This window comes from Paenibacillus sinopodophylli (assembly GCF_005930355.1).
Classification (GTDB): domain Bacteria; phylum Bacillota; class Bacilli; order Paenibacillales; family Paenibacillaceae; genus Pristimantibacillus; species Pristimantibacillus sinopodophylli.
Genome location: NZ_VDBO01000002.1, coordinates 138,562 through 154,563, shown reverse-complemented (window position 1 = coordinate 154,563; position 16,002 = coordinate 138,562). Strand labels below are relative to the sequence as shown.

The following is a 16,002-nucleotide window of genomic DNA, read 5'->3' as shown; positions in this document are numbered from 1 at the left end:
GCTGTTTCCTTGGTAGTGATTTTATTAGAAGCTTGCTGCTACTTTTTTCGCTTGCTCAAGACCAGCTGCAACGATAGCTTCTGCTTGATCAGCCAATTGGTTGTGGCCTTCAATAATGACGCTCTCTAGGTTTGTTACACCGAAGAAGCCCATTACGTTGCGAATGAAGTTGAAGGACATCTCAACACCAGCTGCAGGACCTTCGGAGTAGATGCCGCCGCGAGCATTAAGAATCGCGACTTTTTTGTCAGTGACCAAACCAACTGGACCTTCAGCAGTGTAGCTGAACGTTTTACCAGCTTGCGACAGGTAATCGATATAAGTGTGCAATACAGCAGGAACTGTGAAGTTCCAAAGCGGGAATGCGAATACTACTTTGTCAGCAGCTAGAAATTGGTTAATAAATTTATCAGAAACCGCTACAGCTGCTGACTCTTCTGCTGTCAGGTCGTAGCCGCGAGCAGCCTTAAAGTTACCGTTAATCATATCTGCATTCAGATATGGCAGTTCTTCTTTGAACAAGTCAAGCTCAATAACAGCATCTTCAGGGTGGCTAGCTTTGTAGCTATCCAGGAATGCATGATATAGTTTAACGCTTGTTGCCTGTTCGATGCCGCGATCGTTTGCTTTAACAAATAATACTGTACTCATTTTGTGTTTCCCTCCACATATAGGTGATTTACTTTTTGTAAGTATCTTTATTGTATAAAGTTTTCGCAGTAGAAACATCGGCAATTAGGCTGAAATAGCAATTAAAAAAAGACAGTTAAGGCTTAGAGATGGTCTTACGACTTTAGTCTTACTTCGCAAGCTTATTCGCTACTTTTCATGAACTGAACCGCATAAATAGCTGCCTGGGTACGATCTGTCAGCTCCAGCTTGCTCAATATGCTGCTTACATGTGTTTTTACCGTTTTCTCAGCTACGGTCAAAGCAGCAGCAATTTCCTTGTTGCTCATGCCTTTCGTAATCAACTGCAGCACTTCCAGCTCTCGCGGCGTCAGGTGCTCCATTCGTTCAATACCCAACTGAGCTGTAGCGGCCGGATGATTAGGCGCTACCTCTGTAAGCAGAGCGCTTGCAATGTCGGGATGGAGCTGAATATTCCCCTTATAGGCGCTGCGAATCGCCTCTGCCAGCTGATCCGGCTCTACATCCTTGAGCATATATCCGACAGCGCCGGATTGCAGCGCAGGTACAATATGGCTCCGATCAGAAAAGCTTGTCAGAACAAGCACCTTCATGCTCGGATTATGCTTGATAATCAGCGTACTGGCTTCTATTCCATCCATAACCGGCATGTTCAAATCCATTAGAATAATATCGGGAATGAGCTCGGCGGCCTTCTCTACAGCCTCCTGCCCATTGTGCGCTTCTCCGACTATTTCGAAATCTGGCTGCATCGTAAGAAAAAACGAGATGCCCTTCAGTACAATTTGATGATCGTCAACTAACAGTATTTTGATCTTCACTGCCGCTCCTCATTCCACATTTCCGATTCCGTTGCAATCGGTATGCTAGCTTTTATACGAGTAAACTGTCCCTTCGTGCTTTTAATGGACAACTCGCCGCCCAGTGTCTCTGCTCGCTCTCTCATGGTCAGCATTCCCATCGTCAGCTTACCCTTGCGTTTCTCAGGTGCAAAGCCGCGGCCCTTATCTATAATTTCAATACTGGCAAGCTGCTCTGACTTAATAAGACGTACATGAACGATGTCTGTGTCTGCGTGCTTCTTCACATTGTTCATAGCCTCTTGCCCGATTCGCCAGAATGCCTCTTCGATTGCCCGAGGCAGCTCACGAACACCATCAACTTTCTCGTATACCGTTAAGCCCATGTTTTTCCCATACTGCTTCAGTGCTGTTAGTAAACCATGCTCTAAGCCCGCCGGCCGTAGCTGCCAAATCAGTGTTCGCATCTCCTTGAGTGTCTCGTGGGACAGCTGACTGATTTCTTGAAGTGAGCGCTCCACGATCGGCTCCTTGCCTGCAAGAACCGTTTCCGCACCTTTGGCCAGAAACGATAATGAGAATATCTTTTGGATGACCGAATCATGTAAGTCTCTCGCCATTCGGTTCCGCTCCTCCATTCGTGCAAGCTCCCGCCGCTGCTCATAGACTCGCAGGTTCTCTACGCTCAGAGTAAAATGATCGCCTAACGAGTACAAAAAATCTTCCAAATATTCATCGAATTGCCGCCTTAGCTCGCTGCTAATGAACAGCACGCCTATCGGCCGACTCCTAATGCGCAACGGAATAGCTACCGCAGAAGCGAAAGGCGGTATGCCGATAGCGGATAAGGATGAGCTCGGAACCTGATTGCAATCCGATAAGGTGACGATCCGGTTCTCACGGAATGCCGTACTCACCGTTCCTCCTTGGTCAATCTCAAGCGACAGCCATTCTTTCTTCACATGCTTGTCTGTATAGGTCGCCCGCAGCGATAATTGCTGCTGCTCATACATAAAGAGCGAGACATGCTGCCAATTGAACGTATCCCCAATATGCCTAACGGCTTGGAGCGGCAAGTCATTAATATCCTGAATCGCATTTATTCGCTGAATCACATCACCAAGCTTGGCGTAATGGAGGGCATGCCTCTCCTGTACTTGATAGAGGCGTATCCGTTTGATTGCAGTGCCAATCTGGTATGCTACCGCTTGTAACAGCGCGAGCTCTTCTTCCGAGAAGTGAGTCTTGCCTTTATGGGCAACATTCAACAGTCCGAATCGGTCAGTCCCCGCATGAAGTGGCACAGTAGCATGATGTGAAATACCCTCCGTGTCACCTAATTTATTCGTTATTGTATATGTAATTCTAGAGCATTCAATAATATTAACTGCTTGCTCCAGCTTATTTTGCTTAAACCGTTCGACACACCAGCATAAAGACCCGCACATCACTTCTTCATTATTCGCTCCCAGCCCTTCAGGCAAGTTATGACTAGCCACGCATACGGTCTCGCAGTGGTTGTCTACCATGAACACCCAGCCCGTCGTAAAACCGGTAACTTGAAGCAGCTTGGCTAACACCTCATTCAACATGTCATCCATGTCATTCGTGCTATTCAGTGTCTCCGCAATTTCCTTCAACGCGACTAGCTCATAAGCTCTGATTTCCGCAGACATACGCTCACCCCTTTCTGGCAACCCTTATACACCTGTCTATTTCCCAAAAAAGAGCGACTTACCTGATCTATCAGTCAGACAGCCACTCCATCATTGCGGTCTAGATTCGGCTTGCCGTTCTTCTAACCAAAACCAAATAACATGCAACTGCACCAAGCTCCGCCGCCGCAATCCAGAAGACCATCGGCAGTGCATTCGCACTCCCACCCAGACCAACAAGCGGTGCCATAATCCCACCTAGTGTAAAGGATAAGAGCCCCAGCAGTGCGGATGCACTCCCTGCCGTCCGTCCATGCCGCTGCATAGCTAGCGCGAATCCGGTAGTCGATATGATGCCTACGCTGGCTACAACCAGAAACAATGGAATAAGGATTGCCATCAAAGGCGCGTCAAGCCATACAAGCAGCATAAGAGCAACGCCTGCCGTTGCTGCAATCGTTAAGCCGCAAACAAACAGCTTTCTCTCGCCTACTCTTGCAGCTAGTCTGCCCGTCACTTGCCCGAATAGGATGATGCCTGCTCCATTAATCGCGAACAATAGGCTGAACCCCTGCGGCGTAACTCCATAAATATTTTGCAGAACAAAAGGAGAACCTGCGATATAGGCGAACATGGCGGCCATAACCAATCCCTGTGTCAGCGCGTAGCCTATAAAAATTCGATCACGCAGCAGCACATTGAAGGTGTTCATCGTCTCACGAAAACCACCGGATAGCCGCTTGTCTGGAGCTAGCGTCTCTGGCAATCCTAATAGTACGGCAAGCAAAATGAGGAAGCCCCACACTCCGAGTACTATAAATACACCTTCCCATGAGGTAAAGCGCAGTAACTGACCTCCTGCTATTGGAGCAAATATGGGAGCAGCACCATTAACAAGCATCAGCATGGCAAAGAAACGAGTGAGCTCTGGCCCCTCATACAAATCGCTTACGACAGCCCTCGAAATGACAATACCTGCCGAGCCTGCGAAGCCTTGAATAAACCGGAGTACAATCAAGATCCCGATAGACGGTGCCATCGCGCACAATATGGATGACAGCCCGTATAAAGCCAAAAATAACAGCAGAGGTTTCCTCCTGCCTTTAATATCGCTCCAGACGCCAGAAAACAGCTGTCCGACGGACAAACCGATCATGCAAGCCGTTAAGCTGAGTTGAACAAGCGAGGGGCTCGTATGGAAATCATCGGTCAAATGAGGCAATGCCGGCAAGTACATATCGAGTGAAAGCGGTCCGAAAGCGGACAGAGAGCCAAGTAATAGAATAAGCCATAATCGTCTTGTGCCTTTGGATTGTTGAATCTTCTTCGTTTGTAATAGACTGTGACTAGACACTTACAGCATCTCTCCCTCTTCAAATCAAACAGCAATACTTTACTTTATCACCTTTCATTCTTCGTTCCAATACGTTATTCCAAGGTGAAACGGCTGTCGCCGTCCTCTGGCGGCTATGCTCACGTTTCGCATAGACGTATAGAAAAAGGATGAGCATACTCATATATTTTCCTATACGCCCGTTGTAAACATTTGTCCTCCTTTGCTTTGTTTGTTATGATTGAGCAAAGACTGTCGTATTTTGATGAATTTTGTTTATCTTTTAAGGAGGACCACATGCAAAAGATTAAAATATTTTCCGGCACCTCGAACCAAAGGCTGGCCGCAGAGCTCTGCAAGGAGCTGAATCTTCCGCTTGGCGATGTTGCGATCTCTAGGCAGCAAAGCGGAGAAATTCATGTATCCTACGGAGAAACCATACGTACATGTGACGTATTTATCGTTCAATCGCTATCCCATCCGGTCAACGAGCATTTAATTGAGACACTTGTCATGATCGATGCAGCCAAACGCGCCTCAGCCAAAACGATTAATATCGTTATGCCCTATTACGGATATGCTCGGCAGGAGCGGAAATCTGCACCACGTGAGCCTATATCTGCCAAGCTCGTTGCAGACGTTCTAACAACCGTTGGCGCGAACCGCATCATTACTGTTGATTTGCATGCCGATCCGATTCAAGGCTTCTTCGATATTCCCGTTGATCACTTAACCGCTCTCGATTTGATCATTGCGTATTTGCGAGAGAAGAAGATCAAGAATCCAGTCGTCGTTTCCCCGGATGCGGGACGCGCAACAACAGCCGAGAAGCTTGCGGGTCTGCTCGATTGCCCATTCGCCATTATGATCAAAAATCGTCCTGCGCACAATCAGTCAGAGATTACGCATATCATTGGCGATGTAGAAGGCATGACACCGATCATTATCGAGGATTTAATTGACACGGGCAGTACAATCGTCAACGTTGTAGAGGCGCTCAAGAAAAAAGGCGCACATGATTCATACATATGTGCAACTCACGGTCTATTCTCCGCCAATGCGCTTGAGAAACTGGATCATCCGAACATTCGTGAGGTTGTTATCACGGATACGATTGCTATCGGTGAAGCACGCTCCGATAAATTTGTCGTATTGTCTATGTCTCCGCTGCTCGCTACTGCGATCAAAATCATTACCGAAGGCGGTTCGATCGCAACCTTGTTCAAAGCAGGCACCTAAGCAGCGGGCATATTCTGCTCATCTGCCATTCCCTATAGAGATACCTCCTTGCATCGTTTGCAAGGGGGTATTTTTTTTGTCGTGAATAACGATGGAAAAGCGTGGCAAAATATAGCCTACGAGAATGAGAAAGCAGGACGGTGAGTATTCCCTATGAATGTTGAGCCGCAAGAGCATAAGTCAGGTGATGCTGATCCGATCCGCATAGAACTCACCGATAATATCCAGCATGTTCACCGTTTATTTTGCGATACAACCGATTTCATTATTCGAACGTTTACGATTAAGCAAACGGGTGAGGCTGCCGCATTAATCTACATCGACGGGCTGACGGATAGACCCGCTATTAATAATGACATTCTATACCCGCTTCAAATCCAATCCGATGCAGGAAAACCAGGCGACGAGCTTGTCATGACCGTGGGACATGTCGACAAGCAATCAGACTTCCATCACATCGAGACCGCTGTTCTTCACGGCAGCAGCGTATTGTTCATACATGGACGAACGTATGCTTATGTGCTTGGAACAGGAGGCTGGCCGCAGCGGGCTATCGAGGATCCGCAAATGGAGGCTTCTCTGAAAGGAGCCCATCAGGGCTTCGTAGAAACGAGCGGGTTGAACATCGCAATGATTCGCCGATATATTCCAAACCGCGAATTGAAAATGAAACGGCTTGTCGTCGGAGAACGCGGTCAGACCAATGTTACTATTCTCTATTTGGCCGATGTGATGAACAATGAGCTGCTGCTTGATATGGAGAAGCGCATTCAGCAGGTAGATGTAGACGTTATTCTAAATACAGGTGAGCTGTCCGAGCTTATCGAGGACAACCCATTCTCCTTGTTCCCGCAGTTCGTATTGACGGAGCGTCCTGACTCTGCAGCATCACAGCTATTGCAAGGAAGATGTGTCGTTGTCGTAGACCGATCTCCAAGCGTGCTGGTCGCACCAGTTAGTTTTTTCTCTTACTTTCAAAGCATAGACGATTACAGCACCCGTTGGTCAATCGCAACTTTCCTGCGTCTGCTGAGGATGTTCGCTTTTATTACCGCTGCCTTTCTGCCTGCGTTCTATATCGCGGTCGTGTCCTATCACTTTGAGATTATTCCCATGAAGCTGCTGCTCACTCTTGGTGAATCACGCGGCCAAGTACCATTTCCGCCATTCGTAGAAGCTATCATCATGGAAATTACGCTGGAAATGCTGCGCGAGGCAGGCGTACGCCTGCCTGCTCCAGTCGGACAAACGGTTGGTATCGTTGGCGGTATCGTGCTTGGACAAGCGGTCGTTCAGGCCGGATTAATCAGCAACGTCATGGTTATCGTCGTAGCGTTCACTGCCATTTCATCCTTTATCTTGCCGAACTATGATATGGTCGCAGCCGTTCGTTTAATTCGCTTTATGCTAATGATTCTCGCCACTCTGTTTGGGTTCGTAGGCATCATAGTAGGCTTGATGACAATGATTGCCCATTTGCTGACGCTCAAATCACTTGGCATGCCTTATGGGATACCTCTTGCACCTGTAAAATTCGCAGACTGGAGGGATACAATCGTGCGTGTGCCGCTGTGGCTAATGGACAAGCGTCCCCGAAGCACGTCTCCCAAACAAGAAACGCGTCAAAACACCAGCATGCCGAAGGAGGAGCAGCCTTGATTAATACGGACAAAAATTCGATTACATACACACAATTCGTCCTTATCATCACTGGCATTCAGATCAGTGTTGCGGTCCTCTCCCTGCCAAGAAAACTGGCAGAAGCTGCAGGATCTGACGGCTGGCTTGCTCTTCCGCTTGGCTTTATCCTAAACCTGGTATGCAGCTACATTATCGTCGCGGTAATGAGAAGCTGCTCCGGTAGAACGTTGATTGATACTGTCAGCGCTATGATGGGCAAATGGATCGGAAAAGCCTTTGCGCTGGCATTGGCCTTTTATTTCCTGAATCTGATGTATGATGGCCTAGTTCGCGCTATCCTTATCGTGAAAATTTGGCTTATGCCGAACACGCAGGCTTATGTACTCATGCTGTTGCTCTTGTTTCCCGCTTATAAGATTGCACTTGGCGGTCCGCGAATTATCGGCAGATACGCAGAGCTTGTCACCGTCATTTCATGCTGGCTGCCCTTTGTTTACTTGTTCACGCTGAAGTATGCCCATTGGCTTAATTTACTGCCTTTCTTCAAAGAAGGCTTCCTACCTGTTTTATACGCCGTAAAGTCGACCATCTATCCCACACTGGGCCTTGCGGCCGTATTTATTTTGTATCCGTATTTGAAAAACAAAGAAAAAGCCGCACCCGCCCTATTTATTTCGAATATGATTACGACGACCGTTTATTTGTTCATTACAATCATCTGCTTTATTTACTATAGTCCGCATGAATCCAAGTTCTATAATGATCCGATCATCAGTATTCTCAAAACAATCGAGTTCCGGTTCATCGAGCGAATCGAGATCCCTTTCATTTCGTTCTATTTGTTTGTTTTCTCGCTGGTGTGGATTCCGTCCATGTATATTGTTTCCTACTGCATGAGCCTAGTTTTTGAATTAGACAGCCATCGCACACCGCTTCGCGTCCTATGTATCGTTCTGATTGTAGGCACTTTCTTCTACATGCCGACCTTCAATCAAAGCGATAAAATTCAACACTTCCTAACCTGGTTCGGATTCAGCATGGAGTATGTCTTGCCAAGCATACTGTTAATAGCTATCACGATATATAATCGTTATCGCCCAAGGAATGCCTTATGAAGCAGCAGAGCCATCCATTCGCTTCTCTCATCGTGATCATGGGATGCTTGATTTTATCTGCCTGCGGCGATCAATTAAGTTTAGAGAATGCCTCGACGCCGCTCGCACTCGGCATTGACCTAGATCAAGACGAGAAATTTCATTTCTACGCCACTGCGCCCGTCTACAGCAAAAACATTAAGAAAAAAAGCCAAGAAATTACCGGCGAGGCCGAGTCTCTCCGTCAATCCAAAGCGCTGCAAGATTCGCAAACAGCCGGTTCTGTTCAAGGAAGAAATTATCAAGTTCTCTTAATAGGCAGACATCTGCTGCAATATAACGATTGGTTTCCGATGCTCGATGTTATATTCCGCGATGCCCGCAACACAATTACCGATCGAATCATAGTCGTTGATGGTTCCGTAAAAGAGCTGCTTTACTTGAATCCACCCGATCAGCCTCTCTTGCCCATAATACTAAGGGGAATGGTCGATACGAAAACTACAAAGTCGGAAACCTACTCCACTACCGCTCAGGAGCTTCATCGACAATTTATGGACAAAGGTGTAACACCATACGTAGCTGAGGTTAAAGTAGTCAACAAACAGATCCAGCTAAAAGGGAGTGCATTATTAAACGAACGAGGCAAATACATGATGTCCTTGAATGCACAGGAGACCATCCTACTCAACATTCTTCAGAAACAAGCAGATCCCGGCTTCAGCTTATCGTACCTTATTCCAGATAAGCCTCAAACAGGGCCATTCGCGACGAATATGCTGAGCTTCACAGGCGGAAAAGTCAAAACATCGATTAAAACAGCCTATGCCAACCAAAAATTCAAATTCGATATTCATATCAAAACAACAGTCGGACTATCAGAGCATATCTTTCCCATCGACATAACTAAGGACTCACCTAAGCTTCAAAAGCAAATTTCCAGTCTGATGCAGGAGCAAATCGAAGGCATCATTGAAAAACTGAAAAAACACAAAATCGATCCCATTGGGCTAGGTGTATATGCAAGAGCCTACCAATATGAGCATTTCAAGCAGGTGGAGGACGAATGGGGCGAAGCCATTTCCCGCTCCGAGATTAACGTCAAGGTTGATCTAACGATCGGTGCAATGGGCCCTGTGAAATGAATAGAGGCGATTCCCCAAGCTTGCGGGAATCGCCTCTATTTACGTATTCTCTCGTTAATCAAATTGAGGAACAAACCGAATACCTTGCTCGCGGAGCTCCGCCTTCCGATAGGCCTCCGCAATGCCAAGCTCGGCTGCTGCCGATTTATTCACTTCCTTATAAGACAACACGGATTCAACCGATTGTATGAACGGAAATGGATGAAGTTCTATCGTCCATTCATCCTTCCAATCGGCAACCATAGAGGTTTGACCTGAACGATCAAACCAATAGGAAAACCCCTCGGCAAACCACTCATAGCTCGCGCGAGGCGTACCTGGCTGTTCCATACAAACAAACAGGGACAACTCATCACATAGCAGCAATGCCTTGGCATGCTGTTGAAGCAGCTTCACTTCCAGCTGGAGCCTCTCGAGTATTGCGCTTTGCCTTGCAAATTCGCCTTCAACAAACGGAATCGTGTACTCATTCCGGAATCTTTCGGCTAGCGTCGTATATAGAATACTGCCAAGGAGAGCCGCGTATTCGCTCGTTTCCTGAAGGCAATCAAGCGCTTTGGAATAAAAAGTGAAGCGTATATTTCCTGGAAAGTCTCGAAAGGAATACGGAGCTTGCGCGGCATCATTCCACAATGGAAGAAGATCTAGCTGGGTCCAGCTGCTGTCATGCTCGTAAGCAGCCAAATTCAGTTCTTCACGCCGATCCTCGCTGCTGAAAAGTTCATTCTTCCAAGCTGCAACAAGATCGCCACAAATTCTCGCATGGTCATGCTGTGCTATTAAGATGAAGGAATTTTCTCTCTCGTACACGATCAACATAACCATTCCTTTCTTTATGAATATACAAACGAATTCGTTATCCTCAACTATCCAACAGGGGTGATGGCGCTCTGTTCATGCTTAATTTCCTTATGCCTATCAATAACCAAATCCATAATACAGCGATAAATGACAGCAGCATACTCCTCATTCATATCTCTGCTCGCGGCTAAGTTCTTAATCTTCTCGAATTGTTCACGTTCGCGGCCCGCATCCTGTGCAGCAAGCTTATGGGTTGCTTTATAAATACCCACTTCTTCAGTCAATTGAAACCGCCTCGCAAGTAAAGTAATCATTTCATGATCCAATTGATCAATGCCTTGTCTTAACTCATCTAGTTTGGAAGCCTTCATATGCCTCTCCCTTATCTGTCAGTTTCCTAATATTGTACCATCTCTGCGGCAGAAACAGCTATAGATTGTCTACATATCGCATGCTAAGTAAGCACAGCAAAGACTGTTACCCGCTCCAGTAACAGCGTGTACCAGTCTTTTACCTCATAATGGAAGTTCATTCTAATCCGTTTTCGATGCCCGCTTCCGCAGCTCCTTGCGAACTACCGGCATAACCTTTGTCGCTAGCAGCTCAATAGATGAAGCTACCTTGGAAAACGGCATACCTCCGATATCGAATTGTGCCATAAATCGATTATGCCCGAACAGCTCATGCTGCGCCAATATCTTCTCAACAAGCAGCTCTGGACTTCCGACAGCCAAAGCGCTTAGAGGGTCCGCAAGCGTATCGAAGTGCTCGCGTGACATTAGCGCACTCTGGCCGGGCCCGCTCATAAACCTGCTGACATAGTTAGCATAATGAGGATAATAGTCATTCATCGCTTGCTCCGTCGTATTTGCAATATAACCATGACTCGTTATCGCAACCTGCAGTGCCTCCAGCTTATGTCCAGCCTGAATACCTGCTTTTCGGTACGTCTCTACAAGAGGCTTGAACTTCGCTGGATCTCCGCCAAGGATGGCGAGCGCCATTCCTGCTCCTGATTGGCCTGCAAGCTCCGCGCTTTGTGGGGTACCGCCTACACCTATCCATAAAGGCAAACGGGGCTGAAAAGGCCGCGGAGATATTTCAGATTCAATCAGCGCAGAACGAAAGTTGCCAGTCCAGCTGATCCGTTCATGCTCGTTCAACTCAAGCAGCAAACCGAGTTTTTCTTGGAATAATTCCTTATAATCACTTAGTTCATAACCGAACAACGGAAAGGATTCAATATAAGCGCCGCGACCTACAATCACTTCGGCTCGTCCGTCTGACAATAGGTCGAGAGTAGAGAAATCCTCGAACACTCGCACAGGATCCGACGTGCCAAGCACAGTTGTAGCACTTGTGAGCTTTATCCTTTTTGTCGCATGTGCAATGGCAGCTAGCACGACAGGCGGGGAAGTAAGCACAAAGTCGAGCCTATGGTGCTCTCCCACGCCGAATACATCAATACCTGCTTCATCTGCCAGCATAGCAGCCGCGACGATTTCTTTCATGCGCGCACGCGGATTTGGTATGAAGCCATCCACTGGGCTTGGACTTAAATCTCCCAGCGTATATATGCCGAACTCAAATTCTTTTGGCTGCTTCTCTGTACGAAGTAAGCCTGAAATCTCTGTTTCCTCTTTGATGACAAACACCACTTTCGTCCTTTTTAATACGATTAAACTATTATTCATTTCATTCGCCGGTAGTTACTATTCGTAAGTTATGATACATAAGTAATTTAATTTCGTCAAGATAAGAAGCCTAGCGCTAGACAATTCAAAAAGGCTGAAACAAGTCAAGCGTGCTTCAGCCTTTTCAGGTATTATTCTTTTACAATAACAAAGCCCCACGGTTCAAGCTCCAATGACTCACCGTTTGCAATGCTGCGGCCAGATAGCAGCTCTTCACCGCTTCCATGCGTATATAGGAAAGAGACGCGTGAATTCGAATAGTTGAAATAATAACGGATCGTGCTACCCGCTACATTCTTGCCTGACTTCACGATGAGGGGGAAACTAAGCTGCTGCTCGTCTGTCCATAGACCCGCCTGCTTAACTGCACCCGCAAGCACTCTACGAATAACCGCTGCGCTAGGCAAGCATCCGATATAAGTTGCGATGCCGCTTCCGAATGCATTCTGTGTAATAGCTGCATACTGTCCCCATTGGCTATGATCGTAATATGCCAGCACCTCAGCTGTCGTTGGCGTGATCAGCTCCATCCAAGACTCAACCGTGCTGCTTGCAAACTCCGAATCGATCAGCTTGCCTTGCAAACCGACGCCATCCGGTGTAACGAACAAGCTGTAGCCGATACCGCAAGCTTCACTCACAATGCCAGGCTGCTCAGTCGTTCGAACCTTTACGACCTCATCGGCAAAGCCGCTTTTGAACGTATAGACGACATGCCCACCGTTTCTAACGAATTCATTCAGGCGCTCCAGATCAGCTGTCGCTGCCGCGTAGAGTGCAGGAACGATAATGAGCTTATAATCGCTTAATGAGGCATAAGAAGGTTGAATGAAATCGACTTCGACGTTCAATTTAAATAGTTCATCGTACAAGGCTCTAACGACGTCATTATAGCCTTTTCCATCCGGCAGCTTGAACCATTCCATCGCGCTCAGCGCCTCATTGCTCACCATAACCGCAACCTGATTGCTTTTCTTCAAATGAATAAGCTCATCACTTAATCTGGCGAAATCGGCACCAACTGTTTTGGCTTCGTTATAGACAGGATTAGGCTTCAGATCGTGACTGAGCAAACCCTTCCAATACGTTTCAAACGAATTATGAATAGAATGCCAGTGCCAATAGGCAACCATATTGGCACCAGATGCGAGATGACTGAATGCCAGCAGTCGCAGCTGTCCTGGATATGGTGTCCAATGCGGGAATGCCTGCGCTTGTGTTTCGAGTACCAAATAGTTGTTTTTCTTGAGCGAACGAGTCATGTCTCCGCCGAAGGAAATTTCGATACCTGTCAGGTCAGCCTGTGATGGATGGTATATATCTACACCTGCGATATCAAAGGGCTCTGCAGCCGCGAAATGATCAACCGAAGGCTGTACGCCAAAGGAGTAGCCGCGCCATTCGAAATCAAAATTTTGCGTAACGAATTGCCCCGGCTGCTTGTATTCATTCACGAGCGCAGCCTGCCACGCAAGAAACTCGTTCACCAGCGTACGCTGGAACTTCGCAAACTCAGCACCTAGACTGCCATTGATCGTACCTACAACTGACGGAAACTCCTCCCAGCTGTTAATACGATTACTCCAATAGTCAAGCCCAAAGAGCTCATTTATGTTATCCAAGGTTTTATAATGATTCCGTATATATTTGACAAATTGCAGCTGTACATTCGGTCCCGCTGTATCGTAATGTTTGGTTTCATTATCAGTCTGGTAACCGATGACCGCTGGATGCTTGCTCACTCGGCTAATCAGCTTGCGAATGATTCGCTCTGAATAAAACAGATAGGATGGGTTTGTGATATCCATAATTTGACGAGCTCCGTATTTGCCTGGCCCTTTCGCCGTTTCTGCAAGCACATCCGGGTGCTCCTTCACCATCCAAGCAGGAACAGCATATGTCGGCGTTCCAACAATAACCGCGATCCCTGCTGCATGCATCGCATCCAGCACCTTGTCCACGGATGAGAAATCGAATACACCGTTTTGCGGCTCATGTGTGCTCCAAGTCGATTCGGCGATTCGGACGACATTAATGCCCGCTTCCTTCATCATCCTGATGTCTTCGTCCAACCGTTCATAAGGCATATATTCATCATAATAAGCGACACCGTACATTAATTTATTCACGAAAACAACCCTTTCGTCGTTAGCATTGGAACCTAGGATCTATAAAGAGAGTAGGAACCAATTAGCCCTTGATCGCGCCTTCGGCAATACCGTGCATAATGAATTTTTGAAAAAACGAGTAAATAATAACGACGGGAATTGCCGTCAAGACTAGCGCAGCAAGAATAAGCGACCATTCCTTGTTGTACTCGCCGAACAATGTGTTCGTCGATAGGATCAGTGTATAATTCTCGACATCCGTCAGCATCAAAAGCGGCAGCAGGAAATCATTCCATATCCATAAGAAGTCTAGAATCGCGATCGTTACTGTAATCGGCACGAGCAGCGGGAATATAATGCGGAAAAACGTTTGGTATTCATTACAGCCGTCGATCTGTGCTGCCTCTTCAAGCTCTCTTGGAATCGACTTCACAAAGCCATGATAAAGAAATACCGCCATATTAACGCCAAGCCCGATGTAAATGATAGCAAGACCATACGTAGTGCCTTGAACGTGCAATGCTTTCGCCATTCTTGTTAGTGGAATCATAATGGAATGGAATGGTACCAGCATTGATGCAATGAACAGGAAAAAGATGATGCTGCTCACTTTACCGCTCGTGCGAGAGAGCTTATAGCCGGCTAGTGAAGCGCAAAATACGATGCCACCAATACCGAGTACCGAAATAACAACAGAGTTAAGGGTACTATTCAACAAGTTGATTTGCTTAAAAGCATTCACATAGTTGTCGAAGCTTATGCTTGTAGGCAAGGAAACGAACGATTCGAACATTTGCCCTTGCGTTTTGAACGAATTGATAATTGCTAAGTAGATGGGGAAAAAGGAGATGGCTGCGCCAATGGACAGCATGACCGTAATAATAATTGACGATGATTTTTTCTGATTCATGCCTCCAGCTCCTTTTTCTTCATGACTTGAATTTGTATCAATGTGAAAATGAGGATAATGACGAACAAGATGACCGATTTGGCGCTTGCATACCCGTATCGGAAGTTATTCGAGAAAGCTTCCTCATAAATGTTCATCGTTATAACCTGCGTGCTCCGTCCAGGACCTCCGCCGGTTAAGCCATATACCACTTCAAACACCTTAAACGCCCCATTCAGCGTTAGGAAGAAACAGATCGTAATGGCATGTGTAATCATTGGAAGTGTTACGTTGCGGAAAGTTTGGAACGCAGAAGCACCATCGATAACAGCTGCTTCCTTCAAGCTTTGCGGCACGCCCTGTAGACCCGCCAAATAGATAATCATCATGTACCCGACACCATTCCATAGTGATACCGTTAGAATAGAGAAGAAGCTAACCTTTGGATCGCCGATCCAAGCTTGATCCAAGAACGAAATAGCTGTTTTCTCTGCAATTTGCGGTATGACCTGTGCGAATACGAACGTCCACATGAATGCACTGATAATCGTACTGATCATGTTTGGCATGAAGAAGATAGTACGGAAGAAACCTTTTGTCCGTTTGCGGGATTCAATAAAGACAGCCAGCAGCAAAGCGAATACGTTCTGAAGCACAACCATAAACAACACATATTTCAAGGTGAAGAATATGGAAGATACGAAATCCGGATCTTCTTTCAGTGCTTCGATAAAGTTTCCCAAACCTATGAAGTCATAGTCCCTGTTGAGACCATTCCAATCCGTGAAGCTGTAGTACATGCCTCCCAGCGTTGGAATTAGCAGGAAGATTGCATATAAAATAAATGCAGGTCCGATGAATGTGAATAGCGAGATGTATTTTTTATAGCTTTTGACCGGCACAGTATTCGCCCCTCTCCTATGTGTCTCTAAGTAAAGAAAGGGATGAAGTG

The 16,002-nt window shown here is 46.6% G+C and carries 14 protein-coding genes; 4 read left to right on the top strand and 10 right to left on the bottom strand.

Annotated features, from left to right (window positions below):
• Positions 1 to 24: 24 nt before the first annotated feature.
• The 4 genes from FGT79_RS12565 to FGT79_RS12550 all read right to left on the bottom strand — a co-directional run bounded on the left by FGT79_RS12565 (position 25) and on the right by FGT79_RS12550 (position 4,460).
• A complete protein-coding gene (locus FGT79_RS12565) occupies positions 25 to 651 on the bottom strand; it encodes an FMN-dependent NADH-azoreductase (RefSeq protein WP_138753166.1) in 627 nt (208 codons plus the stop codon).
• Between the two features lie 161 nt (positions 652 to 812).
• Positions 813 to 1,472, bottom strand: a complete 660-nt coding sequence (locus FGT79_RS12560) for a response regulator (RefSeq protein ID WP_138753165.1) — start codon at positions 1,470 to 1,472, stop codon at positions 813 to 815.
• Entirely contained in the window at positions 1,469 to 3,127 is a 1,659-nt protein-coding gene (locus FGT79_RS12555; RefSeq protein WP_138753164.1) for a sensor histidine kinase, read from the bottom strand. The genes FGT79_RS12560 and FGT79_RS12555 overlap by 4 nt, the downstream gene beginning before the upstream one ends.
• 100 nt (positions 3,128 to 3,227) lie before the next feature.
• The gene (locus FGT79_RS12550; RefSeq protein ID WP_138753163.1) at positions 3,228 to 4,460 is read right to left on the bottom strand and encodes a multidrug effflux MFS transporter; all 1,233 of its coding nucleotides are present in this window, start codon (positions 4,458 to 4,460) and stop codon (positions 3,228 to 3,230) included.
• 276 nt (positions 4,461 to 4,736) lie between these two features.
• Here FGT79_RS12550 and FGT79_RS12545 point away from each other — a divergent pair, with 276 nt between their 5' ends.
• The 4 genes from FGT79_RS12545 to FGT79_RS12530 all read left to right on the top strand — a co-directional run bounded on the left by FGT79_RS12545 (position 4,737) and on the right by FGT79_RS12530 (position 9,558).
• Positions 4,737 to 5,678, top strand: a complete 942-nt coding sequence (locus FGT79_RS12545; RefSeq protein WP_138753162.1) for a ribose-phosphate diphosphokinase — start codon at positions 4,737 to 4,739, stop codon at positions 5,676 to 5,678.
• Between the two features lie 153 nt (positions 5,679 to 5,831).
• Positions 5,832 to 7,337, top strand: coding sequence for a spore germination protein (locus tag FGT79_RS12540; RefSeq protein WP_138753161.1), 1,506 nt, complete (start codon positions 5,832 to 5,834; stop codon positions 7,335 to 7,337).
• On the top strand, positions 7,334 to 8,434 hold the full coding sequence (locus FGT79_RS12535; protein ID WP_171056216.1) for a GerAB/ArcD/ProY family transporter: 1,101 nt from the start codon (positions 7,334 to 7,336) through the stop codon (positions 8,432 to 8,434). The genes FGT79_RS12540 and FGT79_RS12535 overlap by 4 nt, the downstream gene beginning before the upstream one ends.
• Positions 8,431 to 9,558: a Ger(x)C family spore germination protein gene (locus FGT79_RS12530; protein WP_138753159.1), complete on the top strand. Its 1,128-nt coding sequence runs from the start codon at positions 8,431 to 8,433 to the stop codon at positions 9,556 to 9,558. The genes FGT79_RS12535 and FGT79_RS12530 overlap by 4 nt, the downstream gene beginning before the upstream one ends.
• A 54-nt stretch (positions 9,559 to 9,612) precedes the next feature.
• Here the strand turns inward: FGT79_RS12530 and FGT79_RS12525 are convergent, their stop codons facing one another.
• The 6 genes from FGT79_RS12525 to FGT79_RS12500 all read right to left on the bottom strand — a co-directional run bounded on the left by FGT79_RS12525 (position 9,613) and on the right by FGT79_RS12500 (position 15,952).
• Positions 9,613 to 10,377 carry a DUF3891 family protein gene (locus tag FGT79_RS12525; protein ID WP_171056215.1) on the bottom strand — a complete coding sequence of 255 codons (765 nt, stop codon included), beginning with the start codon at positions 10,375 to 10,377 and terminating at the stop codon, positions 9,613 to 9,615.
• Between the two features lie 47 nt (positions 10,378 to 10,424).
• Positions 10,425 to 10,730: a chorismate mutase gene (locus tag FGT79_RS12520; protein ID WP_138753157.1), complete on the bottom strand. Its 306-nt coding sequence runs from the start codon at positions 10,728 to 10,730 to the stop codon at positions 10,425 to 10,427.
• Between the two features lie 162 nt (positions 10,731 to 10,892).
• Entirely contained in the window at positions 10,893 to 12,053 is a 1,161-nt protein-coding gene (locus FGT79_RS12515) for an LLM class flavin-dependent oxidoreductase (protein ID WP_138753156.1), read from the bottom strand.
• Positions 12,054 to 12,184: 131 nt separating this feature from the next.
• Positions 12,185 to 14,182: a beta-galactosidase gene (locus FGT79_RS12510; RefSeq protein WP_138753155.1), complete on the bottom strand. Its 1,998-nt coding sequence runs from the start codon at positions 14,180 to 14,182 to the stop codon at positions 12,185 to 12,187.
• A gap of 61 nt (positions 14,183 to 14,243) precedes the next feature.
• Positions 14,244 to 15,071, bottom strand: coding sequence for a carbohydrate ABC transporter permease (locus FGT79_RS12505; protein ID WP_138753154.1), 828 nt, complete (start codon positions 15,069 to 15,071; stop codon positions 14,244 to 14,246).
• On the bottom strand, positions 15,068 to 15,952 hold the full coding sequence (locus FGT79_RS12500; protein ID WP_138753153.1) for a carbohydrate ABC transporter permease: 885 nt from the start codon (positions 15,950 to 15,952) through the stop codon (positions 15,068 to 15,070). The genes FGT79_RS12505 and FGT79_RS12500 overlap by 4 nt, the downstream gene beginning before the upstream one ends.
• Positions 15,953 to 16,002 lie beyond the last annotated feature (50 nt).

What these genes read in the sequence shown, in the direction of transcription:
- FGT79_RS12520 (WP_138753157.1), bottom strand. Translation starts at nt 10,730, where the DNA reads ATGAAGGCTTCCAAACTAGATGAGTTAAGACAAGGCATTGATCAATTG.
- FGT79_RS12540 (WP_138753161.1), top strand. Translation starts at nt 5,832, where the DNA reads ATGAATGTTGAGCCGCAAGAGCATAAGTCAGGTGATGCTGATCCGATC.
- FGT79_RS12505 (WP_138753154.1), bottom strand. Translation starts at nt 15,071, where the DNA reads ATGAATCAGAAAAAATCATCGTCAATTATTATTACGGTCATGCTGTCC.
- FGT79_RS12515 (WP_138753156.1), bottom strand. Translation starts at nt 12,053, where the DNA reads ATGAATAATAGTTTAATCGTATTAAAAAGGACGAAAGTGGTGTTTGTC.
- FGT79_RS12555 (WP_138753164.1), bottom strand. Translation starts at nt 3,127, where the DNA reads ATGTCTGCGGAAATCAGAGCTTATGAGCTAGTCGCGTTGAAGGAAATT.
- FGT79_RS12565 (WP_138753166.1), bottom strand. Translation starts at nt 651, where the DNA reads ATGAGTACAGTATTATTTGTTAAAGCAAACGATCGCGGCATCGAACAG.
- FGT79_RS12545 (WP_138753162.1), top strand. Translation starts at nt 4,737, where the DNA reads ATGCAAAAGATTAAAATATTTTCCGGCACCTCGAACCAAAGGCTGGCC.
- FGT79_RS12525 (WP_171056215.1), bottom strand. Translation starts at nt 10,377, where the DNA reads ATGTTGATCGTGTACGAGAGAGAAAATTCCTTCATCTTAATAGCACAG.
- FGT79_RS12530 (WP_138753159.1), top strand. Translation starts at nt 8,431, where the DNA reads ATGAAGCAGCAGAGCCATCCATTCGCTTCTCTCATCGTGATCATGGGA.